This is a genomic window from Caballeronia arationis, from assembly GCF_001544975.2.
GTDB classification, from domain to species: domain Bacteria; phylum Pseudomonadota; class Gammaproteobacteria; order Burkholderiales; family Burkholderiaceae; genus Caballeronia; species Caballeronia arationis.
On sequence record NZ_FCOG02000555.1, the window covers coordinates 1 to 731 of the forward strand.

At 58.3% G+C, this 731-nt stretch carries 1 protein-coding gene; it reads left to right on the forward strand.

Going from position 1 to position 731, the window contains the following annotated elements; genetic code table 11:
* Window positions 1-494: 494 nt before the first annotated feature.
* Window positions 495-731 (forward strand): hypothetical protein (locus AWB81_RS45585; RefSeq protein WP_144444433.1); only part of this gene is annotated, 237 nt, incomplete at its 3' end.

Genomic DNA, 731 nt, shown 5'->3' on the forward strand with positions numbered 1-731 from the left:
CACGAAGTCACTAAGATGTATCGGCTCTTCCGGCAAAACGAATAGGACTATCTTTACAATTGTGGGTAATCCTGAGGACCATGACGGCGGACGACGTGGGGCAGCGAGTGCGGAACGCGTGCAGTTCTGCGCCGCCTACGCGAAAATAGCCCCGTCGCAGTCGAGCACGCGTTCGTCGATGCAGTCGATGCGACGTTCTCCTGTCCAAGAGCAAGACCACATACAGTTGCTTCACTCGCCAGCAGCCCCGCCGCCGTGCCCATCGCTGACAATCAGCAGCGATGTTGATCACATTGGCGACCACCAAGAGGGTCCCGGCGCTGTCTACACTGCCAAGCTGCAGTTGTCGGACGTGGCGAGGCGGAGGTCCTTCAAGCGTCGAGGTGTCGTGGCGTCGTCGGTCCGTAGCTTCGCCGGTCGCTGGCGTCCTAATCGACGCGTCTCTCTCCACAGCTGCCCGCGCCTAATACTAATCACAGGGCGCGAGACATACCATGAAGGCGAGCGAAAAAATACGACTCAAAGCGCAGTTGGCTACCTGGCTGGTCGCGCAGCTTCTAACACTCACGGTCACATCGCTTCTTTCGATCACGTTACACGCATCGGGCGAAGACGTACCCGCAACCGCGTTTGCGATTTTTGGCGCGCTTACCTTGGTACTCAAGAGTGCCGAGTTCGGCACAGTCTTGGGGTTATGTGGCCAGTCGGAACATCTCGAAGGTGTCAGGGTC